At 68.0% G+C, this 14869-nt stretch carries 14 protein-coding genes and 1 pseudogene; 7 read left to right on the top strand and 8 right to left on the bottom strand.

Features of this window, described 5'->3' with window-relative positions; all coding sequences use genetic code 11:
• Window positions 1–2: 2 nt before the first annotated feature.
• Entirely contained in the window at window positions 3–407 is a 405-nt protein-coding gene (locus P8T65_RS25305; protein ID WP_316727542.1) for a BlaI/MecI/CopY family transcriptional regulator, read from the bottom strand.
• A gap of 1448 nt (window positions 408–1855) precedes the next feature.
• Between P8T65_RS25305 and P8T65_RS25300 the strand changes: the two genes are divergently transcribed.
• The 6 genes and pseudogenes from P8T65_RS25300 to P8T65_RS25275 all read left to right on the top strand — a co-directional run bounded on the left by P8T65_RS25300 (window position 1856) and on the right by P8T65_RS25275 (window position 6474).
• Window positions 1856–2431 carry a TerD family protein gene (locus P8T65_RS25300; RefSeq protein WP_230221942.1) on the top strand — a complete coding sequence of 192 codons (576 nt, stop codon included), beginning with the start codon at window positions 1856–1858 and terminating at the stop codon, window positions 2429–2431.
• Between the two features lie 122 nt (window positions 2432–2553).
• Window positions 2554–3267, top strand: a complete 714-nt coding sequence (locus P8T65_RS25295) for a hypothetical protein (protein ID WP_316727541.1) — start codon at window positions 2554–2556, stop codon at window positions 3265–3267.
• Between the two features lie 177 nt (window positions 3268–3444).
• Entirely contained in the window at window positions 3445–4026 is a 582-nt protein-coding gene (locus P8T65_RS25290) for a TerD family protein (protein WP_230221946.1), read from the top strand.
• A gap of 39 nt (window positions 4027–4065) precedes the next feature.
• Window positions 4066–4335 carry a Sec-independent protein translocase subunit TatA gene (gene tatA / locus P8T65_RS25285; protein WP_316727540.1) on the top strand — a complete coding sequence of 90 codons (270 nt, stop codon included), beginning with the start codon at window positions 4066–4068 and terminating at the stop codon, window positions 4333–4335.
• Between the two features lie 117 nt (window positions 4336–4452).
• Window positions 4453–4761 (top strand): annotated as a pseudogene (locus tag P8T65_RS25280) (ISAs1 family transposase); the annotation flags it as partial.
• Between the two features lie 474 nt (window positions 4762–5235).
• On the top strand, window positions 5236–6474 hold the full coding sequence (locus P8T65_RS25275; RefSeq protein ID WP_316727539.1) for a DUF4157 domain-containing protein: 1239 nt from the start codon (window positions 5236–5238) through the stop codon (window positions 6472–6474).
• Window positions 6475–6601: 127 nt separating this feature from the next.
• Here the strand turns inward: P8T65_RS25275 and P8T65_RS25270 are convergent, their stop codons facing one another.
• Window positions 6602–6805 carry a hypothetical protein gene (locus P8T65_RS25270; RefSeq protein WP_316727538.1) on the bottom strand — a complete coding sequence of 68 codons (204 nt, stop codon included), beginning with the start codon at window positions 6803–6805 and terminating at the stop codon, window positions 6602–6604.
• A gap of 663 nt (window positions 6806–7468) precedes the next feature.
• Here P8T65_RS25270 and P8T65_RS25265 point away from each other — a divergent pair.
• Window positions 7469–8239 (top strand): type II CAAX endopeptidase family protein, encoded by a 771-nt coding sequence (locus P8T65_RS25265; protein WP_316727537.1) that lies wholly within the window; start codon window positions 7469–7471, stop codon window positions 8237–8239.
• A gap of 175 nt (window positions 8240–8414) precedes the next feature.
• Here the strand turns inward: P8T65_RS25265 and P8T65_RS25260 are convergent, their stop codons facing one another.
• From P8T65_RS25260 to P8T65_RS25235, 6 genes are all read right to left on the bottom strand, one after another.
• Window positions 8415–9236 (bottom strand): hypothetical protein, encoded by an 822-nt coding sequence (locus tag P8T65_RS25260; protein WP_316727536.1) that lies wholly within the window; start codon window positions 9234–9236, stop codon window positions 8415–8417.
• Window positions 9237–10285: 1049 nt separating this feature from the next.
• Window positions 10286–10945 carry a hypothetical protein gene (locus tag P8T65_RS25255; protein WP_316727535.1) on the bottom strand — a complete coding sequence of 220 codons (660 nt, stop codon included), beginning with the start codon at window positions 10943–10945 and terminating at the stop codon, window positions 10286–10288.
• Window positions 10939–11247 carry a hypothetical protein gene (locus P8T65_RS25250; protein ID WP_316727534.1) on the bottom strand — a complete coding sequence of 103 codons (309 nt, stop codon included), beginning with the start codon at window positions 11245–11247 and terminating at the stop codon, window positions 10939–10941. The genes P8T65_RS25255 and P8T65_RS25250 overlap by 7 nt, the downstream gene beginning before the upstream one ends.
• A gap of 28 nt (window positions 11248–11275) precedes the next feature.
• Window positions 11276–12528, bottom strand: a protein-coding gene (locus P8T65_RS25245) for an IS3 family transposase (protein WP_399100089.1) whose coding sequence is annotated in 2 segments (ribosomal slippage) — window positions 11276–12255 and window positions 12255–12528 — 1254 coding nt in all. Because the reading frame shifts where the segments join, the coding sequence is not laid out codon by codon here.
• A gap of 12 nt (window positions 12529–12540) precedes the next feature.
• The gene (locus tag P8T65_RS25240) at window positions 12541–14250 is read right to left on the bottom strand and encodes a relaxase/mobilization nuclease domain-containing protein (RefSeq protein WP_316727532.1); all 1710 of its coding nucleotides are present in this window, start codon (window positions 14248–14250) and stop codon (window positions 12541–12543) included.
• On the bottom strand, window positions 14247–14807 hold the full coding sequence (locus P8T65_RS25235) for a MobC family plasmid mobilization relaxosome protein (protein ID WP_316727531.1): 561 nt from the start codon (window positions 14805–14807) through the stop codon (window positions 14247–14249). Before P8T65_RS25235 ends, P8T65_RS25240 begins: the two co-directional genes overlap by 4 nt.
• Window positions 14808–14869: the final 62 nt, after the last annotated feature.

Genomic DNA, 14869 nt, shown 5'->3' with positions numbered 1-14869 from the left:
AGTTAGTCTTCCTCCCGTTCGGGGCCCTGGGCCAGCAGGTCGCGCAGCACCTGTTCGTCCCCCGGCGTCAGGCTGGTCAGGAAGCGGGCCAGGACCGCCTCCCGGTCGCTCTCGGCATCCAGGACCCTCCGCATCCGCAACGCGGCCAGCCCGGCGGCGTCGGCGACGGCGGTCCACTCGAACGAACGGCCCGCCCGCCGACGGGCGACCGCGCCCTTGGCGTGCAGCCGGGTCAGGATGGTGATCACCGTGGTGTAGGCGAGGGTGCCGCCGAGGCGCTCCTGGACCCAGGCCACGGGAACCGCCCCGGGAGCCTGGCCCAGCACGGCGAGCACCTGCCCCTCCAGCTCCCCCTGGCCGCGCCGACGCGGGGACTGCTCGGTACCGCCCCTGTCCTGGTCCGTCATACCGTCAACCTCCCCGTCTCCCGCGCCCGCCTGCCGCCGCGGGAGCGGTTCATCGTACTGAGCCCGCCGCCCGCCCGCCCGACGCCGTTTCCCAGATGTCCACTTCCACGAGCCGGGTACGGGGCCCGACCCGGCAGGGCGGGCCCGGCAGGGCGGGCCCGGCAGGGCGGGCCGTCAACTGCCGGTGCCCGTGCTTGTGGTGGGCCCAGTCTCAGCCGCAGCGACCGTTCCTCGTCCGGGGACGGTTCGGCGACGAACCGGCTGAGCAGGGCGCCCCGGTCACTCTCCTCGTCGAGGACCTGGTGCATGCACCGGGCAGCCGGCCCCGCCGCGTCGAAGACGGCACTCCACACGGAGGAGCGCCCCCGCGGCGACGGACCACGACCTGCTTGCCGTGCGACCGCGTCAGCGTGGTCACGACCGTGGTGCAGGCGAGGGCGGGGTCGACCTGTTCGCGTACCCAGCCGGCCGTCACCGGCCCCGGCGCCCCGACCAGGGCGGCCGGCACACCGGCCGCCGGACCGGCGGCCGAGAGGAAGAGGTACGTGGACAGACAGCCTGGCGCGCACCCCGCACACCCCGCACACCCCGCGCACCCCGCACACCCCGCGCACGCCGCGGGCCCGACCCCAAGGGCACCGGGTCCCCAACGGCTACGGCACACCCGGCAGGGCCGCTCAGGCAGGCGAACCGCTGTGCGCGACCGGCCGCCATGAACGTCATCGGCACCGGCAGCACGCCCGGGACAGACCACCGCCACCTGCCCGCCCGGCCTCGGACAGCGGGCCCATTCGCTGAGCGCCCGCCTCACGACCTCCGTCTCCGTCACCACCGATCAGGACCCGGCCGCCACGCCCGGGAGGCGCCCCTCACCATCGGCTCCGGCCGCCCCGGCCTGCGCGGCCGACCAGCCCGGAACCACCACACCGTTCCTGAAAACTGAGCAGGAGTGAACCTGACTCAGCCGCACGCCCCGAGCGGTCTTGAGCGCACTGGTCCCTGGCGTACTCAACCCCGGGGCGGCGACACGCATCCTGTGCGTGGTCCGATCCCGGGAGGCCGGTTCCCTGTGCGACCTGGCCAAGTGGATACGGCCAGTGGCGACGGGGAGGCCCCGAACCATCTCTCCGGTGGAGCAGGGGCCCCGCACGCTGGCGCCATATCCGGCGTCCCAGATCGCGCGATCACGTTAACCAGGACGGCCCAGGGCGCCGCAAGCCAGGAAGCCGACCATCACACGGTCGAGTTAAAGCGGCCTTATGCGCGCTCCTGGGCCAGCAGTTGCCACCCCCTGATCGGGCAGCGGCACGAACAGACTCAACAGCACTCCTTCTCAACAACACTCCTTACAAGCGCTCCATCAAGTTCTACAGTGTTGTAGATTTCAGGTTCGGTCACTCAACGCCGGGCTCACACGCCCGGCCATGGGACATGGGAAGGGATACGACATGGGTGTGAGCCTCTCCAAGGGCGGCAATGTCTCGCTGAGCAAGGAGGCGCCGGGCCTGACAGCCGTCCTGGTCGGCCTCGGGTGGGACGTCCGCACGACCACGGGCACCGACTACGACCTCGACGCCAGCGCCCTGCTGGTCAACGAGTCCGGCAAGGTGCTTTCCGACCGGCACTTCGTCTTCTTCAACAACCTGAAGAGCCCCGACGGCTCGGTGGAACACACCGGTGACAACCTCACCGGCGAAGGCGAGGGTGACGACGAGGTCATCAAGGTCAACCTGACCACCGTCCCCGCCGACGTCGCCCGGATCATCTTCCCCGTCTCCATCCACGACGCCGAGAACCGCGGCCACAGCTTCGGACAGGTCCGGGGGGCCTTCATCCGCGTCGTCAACCAGGCGGGCGGCTCCGAGCTGGCCCGCTACGACCTGTCCGAGGACGCCGCGACCGAGACCGCGATGGTCTTCGGCGAGCTCTACCGCAGCGGCGCGGAGTGGAAGTTCCGCGCCGTCGGTCAGGGCTACGCCTCCGGCCTGGCGGGCATCGCCGCCGACTTCGGCGTCAACGTCTGACTCACCGCCACGCGTCCGCGGGCGGACCCCGGACCGGTACGTCCGTCCCGCCCGCGACGAGCACATCCGCCGCCGGATGCCCGCCACGGATCGGCGCCGGCCCGCGCATCGGGGGGACCTTCATGAACGAGCCCGGCCGCCTCGAAGCCGTCGACAGAGCCGACTTCGAACACACGCTGCACGAGGCACTGGGCGCCCCTGACATCCGTGAGGCCCTGCAGCAGCCGTGCTCACAGGTCACGCCCGAGCAGCTGCACGCCAGGGCACTGGCCGCGGCCGACACCGTCGCCTCCGAAGCCTCCACCGAGTACGCCGCCCTGCTGCGGCTGCGGACCGCACCCGCCCCGGCCCGCACCGGCCGGCCCCAGCAGCCCGCACACGCGACCGTCGGGGACGGGCTGCTGGCGGCACTGGCCGTACTCACTCCACTCCTGTCCGCCGCGGCGGCGGCCATATTCCTTCTCCTCGGGTACGGCATCCAGCTGACCGGCGCTCAGCGGCCCCTCGCCATCGCACTGATCCGGACCGGCTGGATCACCGGGGCCATAGCGGTGCTCGCCGCCGCAGCAGCGGGCACGGCACTCGTGATCACCGCGGCCCGGCACCGCGCCACGTCCCGCCACCCGCAGCCGGACGCCGCCGCCCTCGCCCAGGCCCACGCGACGTGGCGGCGTGCCCTGCTGGAGCGCGGGCTGCTCCCGTTCCTGCGCCACCAGCTGCACCAGCCGCCCGCCGCCGCGCCGCAGCCCCGCCCCGCTTCGCCTCCCGCACAGCGCGCTCGCCCCAGCTACAGCAGCCCGGACTTCACCGGCCCCACCCTCCCTTCCCGGGACTGACACCGCCCCCGCGGGTGGGCACGCAGGCCGAAACGGTTCCGCCGCGCGAATGGCCGTATCCGCCAGGGCCGGGCGCGCCCCTGCCCGCCACTTCTACAGTGCTGTAGATTCGCGTGTGCTGCCCCAATACACAGCTGGTGCAGCGCACTTCGGCCCCCGAGCACCAGGAGGAAACCGGTGGGAATCACGCTGACCAAGGGCCAGCAGATCAGCCTGGAGAAGAGCGGCGGTCAGCCGCTCAGCGTCGTACGGATGGGACTGGGCTGGCAGGCCGCCCCCCGTAAAGGCTTCCTCGCCAGGCTGACCGCACGCGAGATCGACCTCGACGCCTCCGCGGTGCTCTTCGCCGGCAACGAGCCGGTCGACGTCGTCTTCTTCCAGCACCTGGTCAGCGACGACGGCTCGGTCCGCCACACCGGCGACAATCTCGTCGGTGGCGCCGGCCAGGGCGGCGACGACGAATCGATCCTCGTCGACCTGCTGCGCCTTCCCGCCCACGTCGACCAGATCGTCTTCACCGTCAACTCCTTCACCGGCCAGACCTTCGCCGAGGTGCAGAACGCCTTCTGCCGCCTCATCGACGAGAACACCGGCCAGGAACTGGCCCGCTACACCCTCTCCGGCGGGGGCTCCTACACCGCCCAGATCATGGCCAAGGTCCACCGCTCCAGCGGCGGATGGAACATGTCCGCCATCGGGGAACCGGCCAACGGCCGCACCTTCCAGGACCTGCTGCCCACCATCGCCAGCCACCTCTAGCCAACCTGCCGCCCGCCACCGAGGAGAAGACGAACACCCATGTTCGGCATCAGCGAAATCGCCATCATCCTCATCATCGTCATATTGATCTTCGGTGCCAAGAAGCTCCCCGAACTCGCCCGCTCCATGGGCAAGTCGGCCCGCATTCTCAAGAGCGAGGCCAAGGCGATGAAGTCCGACCAGACGCCGCCCACCACACCGGAGGCGGCGTCGGACGAGGCCGCAGCCCCGCGCATCATCCGGGCCGCGCCAGGTGACACCACCGGTCGTCCCGCGGATCAGCCGGGCAACGACACACCGCGGACCTGACGCCCTGAACGACGCCATCGGCCGGCAGATCATCACGTTCAACCCAGCGACCACGTCGAGATCGTCGAGGACGGGGGCCTTCCCTATGCCCAGACGCTACGACTCGCACCCCACACCCGCGACGACGCGCGAGGGCACGGCCGCCATGAGCAACGGATCGTCCAGGTCGTCACCGTCGCGGGCCTGCTCTTTCCGTACGCGGCCCAGGTCCTGCGGATCAAGCGCCGTCGCCGTCTCTACGGCGCGAAGAAGTGGTCCAGCGAGACCGTCTACGCCATCACCGACCTGACCGCCGAAGAGGCGAACGCAGCCGAGATCGCGTCATGGGTTCGCGGGCACTGGACGGTGGAAAACACCGTCCAGTGGGTCCGAGATGCTGTATTCGAAGAAGATAAATCCCAGGTCAGATCCAATGGCGGTAGCTCCGGGGAAAGGAGATGCGTCGGACCCCTTACTTACTCGGCCGAGTATGCTCTTCAATGACCTGGTAAACGTTCGTCAGCACGTCACTGGGCCCTCAGAATGCTGGGGTCGAGGCCAGCGGAAAGGACGTCGTGGATGTCACCGATCCGCCATCCGAGCGCCACCGCCCGAACATCGACCACGGTACCGGCGCAGGCACCGTCCCCCCTGGACCGTCGGCAGACCGGTCGCCGAGGAACCCTGCTGGCCCTGCACCGCCGATACGGCAACCGACGGGTGCAGTCGATCATCCAAGCGAAGCTGAACCCCGGCCCGGTTGACGGCTCTCACCGGCGGGACGCCGATCGCGCCTCCGAGCCGACGAGGGCGGGGGTGTAGACCTCCCTCACGCCTGGCAAGCGCGCCCTCGGTCCGTTACTCGGGGGCGCGCGTGCCCGACCCGGTACGGGCGGCCCCGCGGCCGGTGGCGGTCGACCCGTGCCGGAGGGAATCCGGTCCACCATGGAACGCGCGCTCGGCCGGGACCTGTCGAGCGTCCGCGTTCACGAGGGCGAACACGCCCTCACAATGAACGCGTTGGCGTTCACGCAGGGCAACCACATCCACTTCGCGCCGGGCCAGTACCGGCCGTGGAGCCAGCAGGGCCAAGACGCCCTACGCCACGAACTCGTGCACGTCGCACAGCAAGCCGAGGGGCGCGTCCCCGCGACCCGGCGGCTGCACGGCGCATGGCTCAACGACGATCCCCGACTCGAGCGCGACGCCGACGACCGAGGGCGCCAAGCCGCGCGGGCGGCGCTCCTCCCCCATCACGGGACACCGCCGGAGCCGTTCCTCACCACGGCTTCGTCCCGTCGCGCGACGCGCGAGGGCGGGGCCGTCCCGAAAGATCTTGCACCTCTCCCCGCGCCCACCGGCGCCGCACCCGTTCAGCGTCTTTCGATGAGCGATTTCGATACGGTCGCCAAGGACGTGTCCGACACGCTCCAAAATATTCCCTATGCCTTCGGCGGCAGCTATGCCATCGCCATCCACTCGGGTTACATCCGCGCGCCGCACGAAACCCACGCTCGGCTCCAAAATGGCAACCCGGTACGTCAACCCAAGGACATCGATCTACTTTTCCCGAATTCGAAAGAGCTACGGAGTACGGTCCGAGCGATGCTAGACAGCAAGAAATTCAATTTCAATCCGCAGGACAGGGAATCAAATGCAGACTTCAGCGATAATGAACAGGAAACAGCAACCGCAGAGTCCGACGAAATGGACCACGAGACTATGCGGCATGTCGACGTGAACAGCATTGAAATCGACATGTCGAACATGTCGAGGAGCGAGTTCGCGCCATACAGGCAGGAGCGAACAGGCACGAAAGGGAAAGAATACGTTCAGGTCAGCAACTTTCCCGACCGTGTCAACAACGTCGCCCCCGTGGAAATGCTCTTGGCGGGCGCGTTGTCTCGCATGAACGAAAATGCCAAGAATGATATCTCGCTCACCGTCGACATGATTGCGAAGAACCGTTTGAAGCTGGGCTTCATCGCCAGGATCGTGCCCTACGTCTTCGAAAAAGACCGGGTGACGAGGCGATGGAATCAGTTCTTCAAGGGATCGACCAGACGCACCATCAAAGAAATGACGACTGCGGAGATGATGAAGAAGTTGGGCGCCGATGAGACGTGGAAGCATGAGAAGTTCAACCTCGACCTTCTTTAGCCCGGCACTACAGCACCAGATCACGAGCAAGGTCCGCTATGGGACGGTTTTGAATGCGCAGGTACGACGGCAGTGGATCTCCGCGGCGGCGGTACTCGGGGTGAATCCGTAGCATCGCCGTGATGGATCATGGTGGCTTCGTGATCAGTCCGGTGTCGGTGAGGCAGCCGGTGATCGCGTCGGGCCGGTACAGGATCTGCTTGAGTCGGCTGCGGACGAGCGCTTCAAGGTCGTCGATGCCGGCGAGCAGGAAGTTGACGATGCTTCGCTTGAGCCAGGGCCAGATCCACCCGGTCCGGTGAGCGGCCCTCCCTGTCCCGCACGCGGTCACGCAGCCGGTCGTGGAGCTCGGCGAGCAGACCCGTCACCTGCCAGCGGCGGGCGAATGCATGCACACGCCGGCGCCCCGGTGGCCCGGCCACCAGCCCTGCCCTCGCGCAGTTCCCGTTCAACCTCCTCGAAGACCTCACCGCCGATACGCCAGCGCGTGACCTGCTCTTCGACCTGGACCGCCTCCCGTTGCAACACCGCGATCCGCTCGCGGAGTTCGACAGCCCGGGTTTCGAGATCACCCAGTCGGCGCTTGATGACAGCAGCGGACGTGGGCACGGCGGACCTCCAGGCTCGACGACGAGAACACCGGCACCCTGCACGCCCGAACCCGAAGATCACGAACTTCAAACAAGCAGGTCAGACACGTGATCGGTTGGAAAAAAGCTAGTGAGGAAGAGCCGCACCCTACGGGTCTGGCCGATGTGCGGATGGTCAAGGGAGTGGCTGGCTGCGGCCACGGTCATACGAACTTGACCGGCGACGAGTTCGACGCCGTGGTGAGGGCTACTTGAGCACCGCCGACCGGCAGGTCGAGGAGTTGGATGAGGAGGACTCGCCCCGTTGCTCGCAACGACTGGAGAGGGCTGGTAGGGATACCCCTACCGGTGACTGACCGGCTGGCTGGATCGAGGTTGGCGAATGCCTCTGAAACCGTCGACGCATGCCCTCGACCATCAACGCCGGCCACACAACCCGGGCGATACCGCAGTACTCGTTGGCACGGGTGCTCGCCGTGTGGGCCGCCGCGGCCGCACCCATGGCGCTGCTCGCCTGGGTGGTGGCCCCGGCGGCGGCCGGCCCGGACCCGACCGCGAACCGGTTCGCGGTGACCCTCATCATCGCCCTCACCGCCGGGCTCATCTGGCAGTGCGTGCTCGTCCTGGTGCTCGTCGGGAAGGAGCAGGGCAGCCTCCGGTGGAGCGTGGTGCGCGAGGCCCTGTGGCTTCGCGCCCCCTCCGACCACAAAGGACGGCGCGGGGGTCGGCTCTGGTGGTGGACCGTACCGTTCATCCTCGTCCTCGTCGCGCGCCAGTTCGCCACGTCCGGCCTGCCCGCACCGTCCAACCGCGACTTCGGGGAGATCCTCTCCTCGCCCTCCGGCCAGGACCTGATACGCGGCGACTGGGGCCTGTTCGTACTGATCCTGGTGATGCTGCTGTTCAACACAGTGCTCGGCGAGGAACTGCTGTTTCGCGGGCTGCTGCTGCCCCGCATGAGCGGCGTCTTCGGCCGGGCGGACTGGGCCGCCAACGGCGTCCTGATGGGCCTCTACCATCTGCACCAACCGTGGGGGATTCCCCTCTCCATCATCGGTGGCCTGCTCTTCGCGTATCCCACCAAGCGGTTTCGTAGCGCGTGGATGGGTATCATCGTGCACTCGACCAACAGCGTGGTGATAGCCGTACTCGTCTTCCTCCTGGTCATCTCGTGAACGACCGACGGTCGGGCGCGTCAGCATGAGGCGCTCCACTGAATCGAGATCCTCGGTCCCGCTTGACAGGGGGCACGATCAAGATTATCTCCGCGGGGTAGCCGCGATGTGAGCGGTGAGTCTCACCTCATATGCCGCCGCCGGCGGCTAGTGCTGTGCATCACATGCGGTCTGTTCAGGCAGGTCGATCGACCACCGTCAGCAACGCGGCGGCGATGCTGATCAACGCCTTCGCCTCGTCCGCGCTGTACTTGAATGCCGAGGTGACGGCATCCGCGTGCACCGATCCGCTCGCCTGGTCCTCGACGACCGAGCGGATCGCCGCCCACCGCTCGCCCTTTCCCCGCAGACGGCTGTCCTTGTTGAGCGGCCACGTCCAACCGCTGTGGAGCCTGATCCACTCAAGGGTTCGGCGAGCGTCAAGGATCGCGCCGTCGATGTCGCCGTCGAGGAGCCGACGCTGCGCGGACCGCAGGTGCTGCGCCGGCTCGGCCCGCGGGTCGTCCTCCAACGGAAAGGGCACCCTCATCTCGAAGGCGACCGAGGGGCCGAGAGCGTTGATCTGATCGATCCAGCGACTCCTGGCAACGCTGAAGTGCAGCACTTCCGTCGTGCTCCCGGGGTATCCGGTCGCCTGAGGCAGCGTCCCTGTCACCTCCAGCTCCATCCGCAGGTCTCCGTCGCGGGCCTCGTTGATCGCGTGGAGCTGTGCGGCGGTGAGCAGGAACTTGAGGGTGCGGCGCTCGATGCCGGTCTCGGGCGTGAACGGCAGCATCTCCGTCACTCGGCCGAGGAGCGTTCGCTGGTACGACCCATGAATGCCGTAGGGGTCAGCTTGAAGCGCCAGGAACCTGCCGACGTCCTGAGCGGGTGGGGCCTTGACCTCCAACCCCAACTGCAAGCAGATCGTGCCCATGCCCCTGAGCAGCTGGACGCTCTCCTCCTGGACACCGAGGGTGAAGTCCCCGACTCCGCCATCGAAGCGCATAACGTTCACGACCGGACTCCTCCGCACCAATGACTCCGGCTTCACCAGTAGCCGTCTCAGCTCCCTCGATTTATGGGCCCCCCAACAGCGCTGCCTCCGTCAGCCCCGCGTACCAGGTCCGGCAGCCCCATCACCTCTGGCACGCCAGCCCGGTTCTCGTACACCGGCTCGTCCACCACGCCGCACGCTCGCGGCACGCTTGTCCACCGGTTGTCCACGGGCGCCCCCGAGCGGTGCGCCTCGGACCGGTCAGACGCAGCGAGACTCGTTCACGGAAAGCAAAAGGACCAGGTCAGATGGGGTCTGACCTGGGGTTCCAAAAGAGCCCCCTGTCGGATTCGAACCGACGACCTACGCATTACAAGGGCTGGTGGGGTTGTTTTTGCGGGTGCCGCACGATCACAGCAAATCCCGTTTTCCCTGATCAGTGGCTCGCAGGAAGCTCCGAACCTACCGCTGCATCCATATGTTGCCGCGCCGTCCGCTCACGCATTGCTCACGCATCTTGAGCGATGTGACCAGCACTCTCCCGAGAACCTGCAGTTGTCCGGGCGTCATGGCCCCTCGGTGGTACAAGACAATGCCGCGACACAGCGCAGCGCGATACGGCCGAGAACCGACGTTCCGCCAGTCCCTGCCGTCCATGAGCCCGGGGGGTGCGTGCAGCCGAGAATCCTCGCCAGAAACCTGCCCGGACGGACGCCACGGGGGCCTGAGGTGGTGTTGACCGCTTTGACCGCGCGGCGCTGGATCCGACGTGAAGCGGTCCTGGATCACGCGGCGGCCCCAGCTTCAGCTCCAGCGCCTCTCAGGAGGCGGTGCCGCCGAAGTACGTCGGCCCGCGTCCCGAACTGCTCGGCTTCCAGGCGGGTGTAGCCGGTCCTTCGCGCCCAGCGCCTATGGCGCCCCGGCTGCAACACCGGCGTTCCCCACGGCGAGTATCGCCACGCACTGCCCGCTCTCCCAAGCGGCTGTGCGGACGTACCGGCCCGTCCTCGTGTGTGCGATGCCCGGCCGGGTATCGCACACACGAGGACCGACTTGAGCTCAGATGCCGCTCAGCTGCTCTGCTCTCCGCACAGCAGGGCCTCGGCCTCGATTTCGACAGCCGAGAGATCCTCGCGGATGCCACATGTGAACAGCGCGGAGTATGTGGCTGGCGACCACGTGGTCAAGGTACCCCGCACAGCTTCCTGCCCCTTGCTGCCACAGCCGTAGACAAAGGATGCCTCGACCGTGTCGACCCCCACTACAGCCACCAGCACACCGTCAAACTTTCCGGACGACGTTTTGAGGGTCTTGTCACCCTCGCTCAAGGTGAACGTCGTGCCCACCTTCATCAAATCGAGCCCGGTCTGCTCCGCAAGAGAGTCGACGGCAGCCTGCGGGTCCAGCGTGCTGTCCGGAAGCGACGGCGAGATGGTCGCCTTCAGTGTGCGGAGTGGAACGAGGTCGAACGTCGACTCGACGGTTTCTCCAGCCTGAACGTGCACTTCCTGCGCGTCGGACACAGCGGCCAGCTTCTCCCGCTTCGTCACCTTGCCCCAGTGGAACGTCGCCTTCTGACAGGTCCAGTTCTTCGGTACCGCGCGGCTCGCCGCGGATGTCTTGCTCGCGGACGGTCCGGCCTGCGGTGCTGCGTCCGCCGTGCAGGAAGCTGTCACCAGGATGACAACGAGCGCGGCTGCGCCGCGCAATGGTCTGTTCACGTTCAGCACCCCTTGTTGATCGCTATCTTGGCCAGCCCGTCCCGCGGCTTCTTGTCACAGCGGTAGCCATCGTCGTAGTTGACCGACGAGAAGGAGCGCCCCTTCGCCGTGTACGACTTGACGTGGCTCGTCAGACTCTGGCAGTGGTAGCCGTATTCCACCCCTCGGACGTAGCGCCTGCCGTGGTAGAAAACCCACTTGTGCCCGGATGGGAGGTTGATGCTCCAGGTGTACGACTTCTTCTTCGTCTTCGATCCGAGGCCCCGGAGTTCGATCCCTGTGTCGACCCTCGCATCGGCGAGAAACTTCAACTGAACCGTTCCGGGTTCCGTAGAGAGCTCAGATGTTGGGCGTGACCTGGGGTTTCGTGGTGCTGAGGTAGTGGTTTGCTTCGTACTCGACGGGCGGGATGTGCCCTATCTCACCGTGGAGTCGACTGTGGTTGTACCAGTCGACCCACTCGGCGGTGGCGAGCTCGACCTGGGAGAGCGTTCGCCACGGCCGCTGGGGCTTGATCAACTCGGTTTTGTAGAGTCCGATCGTCGATTCCATCAGGGCGTTGTCCAGGGCGTCCCCGACCGAGCCGATGCTCGCCGCGATGCCGGCGGCATCCAGATGGTCGGCCAGCTTGAACGACGTGTATTGCGACCCGGCGTCCGAGTGATGTATCAACTCGCCTCGAATGTGGGGGCGTTGGTCGCGGTCGCGTTGCCACAAGGCCATCTCCAGCGCGTCCAGGACGAGCCGGGTCTCCTTCGTGGTGGCGGCCGACCAGCCGACGATGCGGCGCGAGAAGGTGTCCACGACGAAGGCGACGTAGACGACGCCGGTCCAGGTCGCCACGTGGGTGAAGTCTGCGACCCAGCAGCGGTTCGGTGCGTCGGCGACGAAGTCGCGGTCGACCAGGTCCGGTGCCCTGGGTGCGATGGGGTCGGGGATCGTGGTGATCACCTTCTTGCCGCGGACGGCGCCGGTGATGCCGAGTTCGCGCATGAGGCGTTCGACGGTGCAGCGGGCCACGGAATGGCCTTGTCGGTTCAGGTGGCGCCAGATCTTTCTGGCACCGTAGACACGGTAGTTGGTGTCGTACGCCTCCTTGATCAGGGGCTTCAGTTCGGTGTCGCGGACGGTGCGGGCCGCGGGGGCGTCCTGGCGTTTGCGGTGTGCGTAGTAGGTGGAGGGGGCGATCTTGCAGTCGTGGTCGGTGAGGACCCGGCAGATCGGCTCGACGCCGCCGAAGCGGCCCTTGTGCTCGTCGATGAACGCTACGAGCGTGTGTGTGGCCGGTCGAGCTCGGCCGCGAAGAAAGACGCTGCTGCCTTGAGGATGTCGTTCGCCCTCTTCAGCTCAGCGTTCTCCTTCTTCAGCCGCTTCAGTTCCGCCGACTCATCCGTCGTCGTGCCCGGCCGGGTGCCGGCGTCGATCTGGTCCTGCCGCACCCACTTACGCAGCGTCTCGGTCGTGCCGATGCCGAGTTTCGACGCGACGGCCTTCATCGCGGACCACTCGGTGTCGTACTCCGGCCGCACCTCGGCGACCATGCGGACAGCTCGTTTGCGCAGCTCAAGCGGGTACTGGGAAGGGCGTGCCATGACTCGATCCTCTCAAATGATCGAGTCCCTACCGAACCCGGAACGGTTCACTGCTGGGAGCCGACCGTTTCGGGTCTGCTGAGTGGGGATCGAGCCTGCCGTGGTCGTCTGCAGGCGGGCGGCTTCGGCGCGGCGGTTGGGTGCCGGGTTGCGGCCGGCGTGCTGGATACGGGTGATGAGGACGCGGGCGGGTTGGCGGGCGGTGGTCAGCTCGCGTTGATCGGCGGCTTCTTTGAGGAGTTGGTGGGGTTGGTGGCCGCGCGCTTCGGCGTCTGCGAGGACGGTGGCGAGCGCCGGCCAGGCCGGGTCGGTGAGGATCCGCTCAGCGTGGTCGGGGACGGCTGCTCGTACGTCGTTCGCGAGAACGCGGCGGGCTTGATCCCGGGGTGGCCGGGAGGTGAGGTCGGCGAGTGTAGGGGCGAGTGCGCGGTCGGCGGCTATCTGAAGGTGCTGGACGGCTTGGCGAGCGGCGTCGGCCTGGTGGGCGTGGTGCTTCGCTTGATGCCAGCGCCTGGCGACGATGGTGGCCCAGACGAGGGCTGCGACCAGGGCGGCCAGGGCGCTGCCGTCGGGGCCGGTGGCGGTGTGGACGATGTCGCGTGCCGCGCTGCGCAGGGCGTGGGCGGCTCGGTCTTCGGCCCGGATCTGGGAGCGCTGGGCCCGGGCGAACGCCTTCGAGGCGGCCCGGAGTTCGCCCTGCAGATGGGCGGGAACCTTCTGGGCAGTGGCTTCGAGCAGTTCGCCGAGGGCGGTGATGTGGGCCTGGGCGTGGGTGTCGTCGGCGAGGTCGGTGTGGAGGGTGTCGAGTGCGTCGGTGGCTTGGTGCCAGGGGCTGCTGGGGTGGTTGCGGCGGGCGGTGGGGTGTTCTTCAGGTCGGCTGGATTCGAGGCGGGCCTTGATTTTGGGCAGGGAGAGGTCGGGGGAGATCTTGCTTCCGGGGTGGTAGATCTGCTCGCCGGCCTCGTTGACGTCGCCGGGGCGGCCGACGGCGTAGCCGAGGAGATCGCCTGACGGGCCGCGCCGGACCTGGACCTCGATGCCGCTGGCTTGCAGGTAGGTGATGAATTCCTCGGCGCCGGTCACGTGGGGGATGGCGGCGCGGATGCGGTCCTGGAGCCAGGCGGGGCTGGGTTGGTCCCAGCCGAGGCGTTCGGCCTTGTGCATCTCGGCCTGGGTGGGGCGGCGGGCTCCGGTGCCATCACCCTTCTTCAGGCGGCGCAGCCCGTAGTCCTTCTCGATCTCGCGGCAAGCGTCGCCGACGCGGAGGCCGCTGTCGTGGAGCCCCGGGCGGCGGCCGTCTTCGCGGACGGTGGTGGCGAGGATGTGGATGTGGTCGTCGGCGTGGCGTACGGCGATCCAACGGCAGCCCAGGTCGTCACCGGCCGGGGCGATGCCGGCGGCCTGGACGATGCGCTGGGCGATCTCGGCCCACTCGGTGTCGGAGAGGTAGCGGTCCTCGGGGGCGGCGCGGACGGGGCAGTGCCAGACGTGGTCGGTGACCTTCTTGCCGAACTCGCTGTTGCGCAGGCGGACGGGTTCGTCGAGGTGGCGGGCGAGTTCGGTGAGGGTGGCGTTCTCGTCGCGGCCGGGGTCGGGCATGCCGAGCATCGCGAAGCCGGCCACGATGTGCGGGTCGAAGTGCTCGTCGTGGGTTCCGCGGCCGTAGAGGTAGGCGAGCAGGCCACGGGTGTTGGTCCCGGCGGGCTTGATGGCGGCGATCACGCTGTCCCGGCCTCCTCCGGGTCGGCGGGCTGGCGCAGGGCTTCGGCGATCAGCTCCAGCAGGTGGTGGAGTTCGGTCAGGCGCTGGCGGATGTCGGGTGGGGTGTGGTCGCTGTTGAGGGCGCGGGCGATCTGGTTGACGTTGACGCCGATCCGGTTGAGCTGGCGCAGGACCTGAGCGCGGAAGATGTGGGTGCGGCGGCGGTCCTCGGACAGGGGCAGGTTGGCGGTGAACCGGCCGGTGAGGAAGGCGAGGACGATGTCGGCGGCGAACCCGGAGTCGCCCTTGTAGCCGTGCTCGGCAGCGGCCTGCTGGAGACGGGCTCGCTGGTCGCCGGTGAAGCGCAGCGGGCCGACGCGATCGTTGCTCTTGGTGCCGGTAAAGCGGCGGATCGTGGGCTGCACGCTCTGCACGGCAGGCTCGCCGGCGGCGACGGCTGCGCTCTCTGCGGGGCGCAGGACGGCTTGCTGGACGGAGTGAAGCGTGTCCGGGTCGGGGCCGCCCTCGGCTCCGACCCTCTGGTCCGGCGCCCCCTGGCGGTGGGCCGTCTCCGCCACCCCCGGGGCGGAGATCCCCGAAGTCCGGCCTTGAGTCGGACTCGGGGTACTACTGGCTCCGC

Source organism: Streptomyces sp. 11x1 (assembly GCF_032598905.1).
Lineage (GTDB): Bacteria > Actinomycetota > Actinomycetes > Streptomycetales > Streptomycetaceae > Streptomyces.
This window is presented reverse-complemented; position numbering and strand designations above follow the sequence as displayed.

What these genes read in the sequence shown, in the direction of transcription:
- P8T65_RS25265 (WP_316727537.1), top strand. Translation starts at nt 7,469, where the DNA reads ATGCCCTCGACCATCAACGCCGGCCACACAACCCGGGCGATACCGCAG.
- P8T65_RS25300 (WP_230221942.1), top strand. Translation starts at nt 1,856, where the DNA reads ATGGGTGTGAGCCTCTCCAAGGGCGGCAATGTCTCGCTGAGCAAGGAG.
- P8T65_RS25305 (WP_316727542.1), bottom strand. Translation starts at nt 407, where the DNA reads ATGACGGACCAGGACAGGGGCGGTACCGAGCAGTCCCCGCGTCGGCGC.
- tatA (WP_316727540.1), top strand. Translation starts at nt 4,066, where the DNA reads ATGTTCGGCATCAGCGAAATCGCCATCATCCTCATCATCGTCATATTG.
- P8T65_RS25295 (WP_316727541.1), top strand. Translation starts at nt 2,554, where the DNA reads ATGAACGAGCCCGGCCGCCTCGAAGCCGTCGACAGAGCCGACTTCGAA.